The organism is Streptomyces sp. NPDC055078 (assembly GCF_053607985.1).
This window is the reverse complement of the sequence record NZ_JBSGUP010000955.1, coordinates 1-2,269: the sequence shown is the minus strand read 5'-3', so window position 1 is coordinate 2,269 and position 2,269 is coordinate 1. Positions and strand designations below refer to the sequence as shown.

The following is a 2,269-nucleotide window of genomic DNA, read 5'->3' as shown; positions in this document are numbered from 1 at the left end:
TCGCGGGCCGGCGGATCGCGCTGTGCGTGAATCTCGGCGACTACCCGGTCGAGCCCGAGGTCGCCGCCGCGACCCGGGCCGCGGCCGACGCGCTGCGCCGGGCGGGCGCGACGGTCGAGGAGATCACGCTGCCGTGGACCCGCGGGAAGATCATGGCCGCCGCGTGGGCGCACTACGGCTCGATCTTCGCGCCCATCATCGCGGGCGAGGTGCGTGCCGCGGGCGGCGACCTGGCCGACATCCAGCGCTACACCAGGGACTTCCACGAGCGGGCGGCGAACGCGTTCACGGAGTCCGGCCGCTTCGAAGCCCTGCTCACCGAGGCGGAGGTGCACGCCGACCTCGCCCGGATCTTCGAGTGGGCCGACGCGTTGATCTGCCCGACCTCGGGCCTCCCGGCCTTCCCGGCCGGCGAGGACTACCTGGAGACCGCGCTGGTCGTCGACGGTGTGCGCCTGGACCACAACCTCGAAGCGCCGCTCACCGTGCCGTTCAACCTCGCGAGCCGCTGCCCGGTGCTCAGCGTGCCGTCGGGCCGCGCGGCGAACGGCGTGCCGATCGGGCTGCAGGTCGTCGCCCGGCCGTACGACGACCCGGCCGTGTTCACCGTAGGCGCCGCCGTGACGGCCGCGGGCTCCTGGTACGAGAACGAGGACTGGCGGCCCACGCTGTGACCACGTCCCGGCAGCACGGCACCGTACTCGGCTACTACGACATCGGCCGCACGCCGTTCGCCGCGTGCGCCGCCGACCCCCGCTTTTCCTACTGCCTCTACGTCCCCGAGGGCTACGACGAGGACGGCGACACCGACTACCCCCTGGTCGCCCTGATCCACGGCACCGATCGGACGGCGGCCGAGTACCGCAACGCCTTCGCCGAGTTCTGCGAGCGGCACGACTGCATCGTGATCGCCCCGCTGTTCCCCGCGGGCGTCACCGCGCCAGGCGAACTGCACGACTACAAGTTCCTCGACTACGCGGGCGTCCGGTTCGACGAGATCTTCCTGTCCATGGTGGACGAGGTGCGGACGAAGTACCGGGTCCGGGGCCGGCGGATGCTCATGCACGGTTTCTCCGGCGGCGGTCAGTTCGCGCACCGCTTCTACTATCTGCACCCCGACCTCCTGAGCGCGGTGTCCATCGGGGCGCCGGGGCTCGTCACCCTGCTCGACGACACACTGCCCTGGTGGGCCGGAACCGAGGGAAGAACTCTGGACCTTCCCGCCATGCGGCGGGTCGCGGTCCAGCTCGTGATCGGTGCGGAGGACACGGAAACCTGGGAGATCACGCTGACCGAACGCGATCCGCTGTGGGTGCGGGGCGCGGACCGCTCGGGACGCACCCGCCTGGACCGTCTGGCGAGCCTGCACCGCAGCCTCACCGACGCCGGGATCGGCGCCAGAGTCGACCGGGTCCCCGGCGCGGCACACCACGGCTTTCCTCTGCTCGACACCGTCCGCGCGTTCTTCGCGACGACACTGGCCGAAGGAGTGTGAACCGTGCCGTTCCTGGTGAAGGCGGGAATCGTCGAGCTGACGGTGGCCGTGCTGAGCGGCTGGCTGATGGTCTACGTCACCAACACCCCGAAGGAGAAGCGCATCCAGCACGGTGTGCGCGACGCGCGGCGTATCCGGCAGGCGCACCTGGAGCTGCTGATGATGGGCGCGATGATCACCGCCATCGGGGCCGCCGTGCCGTCACCGCCGATGGTGGCGGCCGTCGTGATCGTGGTCTGCTCGTGGGTCGCACCGCTGTCGTTCCTCCCGGTCGCGGTCCGGCCGGAGCTGGCCAAGACCACGTGGATGCGGGTGCTCGACACGACGGTGTTCGTCGGTCTGTCCCTCGGCTACATCGTACTGGCGGTCGATGTGCTCACGCGGTGACCGATGCTCACCTGGTGACGGTGACGGTGACGGTGACGGTGACTGGTGACGGGTGGCACTTCGCCGAGCACGGCCCCACCCGCCCGGATGATCTGGCGCTCGCCGGAGCGGCGCTCACGCACGGTGACACGGGGCAGTGGCTCCGGTGATCTGTCGCGCACGGTCGTGTCCCCCTGGCCGGACGCGATGGGGGAGCCGGTCAACAGCCCGCACACCCTTCGGTCACCCCGGCCCGCCCCCGGTTCCGGCGATCAGGGTCCCGCGGCAGGCGAGGCGGGTTCGGCATACCGGCCCCCGGGGAGTCAGTGGCGTTCTCGCGGATCTCCGTCTGCGGCCCGTGGCCCGAACACGCGGACGTGCGATGGTCGCGAGGGGGGGCGGCCCGCC

The 2,269-nt window shown here is 71.4% G+C and carries 4 protein-coding genes; all 4 read left to right on the top strand.

All coding sequences use genetic code 11. The annotated features are described in order from the left end of the window. On the top strand, positions 1-674 hold a 674-nt coding region (locus tag ACWF94_RS39070; protein WP_453499824.1), incomplete at its 5' end, for an amidase family protein. After that, on the top strand, positions 671-1,495 hold the full coding sequence (locus ACWF94_RS39065) for an alpha/beta hydrolase (protein ID WP_453499822.1): 825 nt from the start codon (positions 671-673) through the stop codon (positions 1,493-1,495). The genes ACWF94_RS39070 and ACWF94_RS39065, both read left to right, overlap by 4 nt. Positions 1,496-1,498: 3 nt before the next feature. Further along, positions 1,499-1,882, top strand: coding sequence for a hypothetical protein (locus ACWF94_RS39060; RefSeq protein WP_453499820.1), 384 nt, complete (start codon positions 1,499-1,501; stop codon positions 1,880-1,882). After that, positions 1,879-2,031 carry a hypothetical protein gene (locus tag ACWF94_RS39055; protein ID WP_453499818.1) on the top strand — a complete coding sequence of 51 codons (153 nt, stop codon included), beginning with the start codon at positions 1,879-1,881 and terminating at the stop codon, positions 2,029-2,031. The genes ACWF94_RS39060 and ACWF94_RS39055 overlap by 4 nt, the downstream gene beginning before the upstream one ends. Positions 2,032-2,269: the final 238 nt, after the last annotated feature.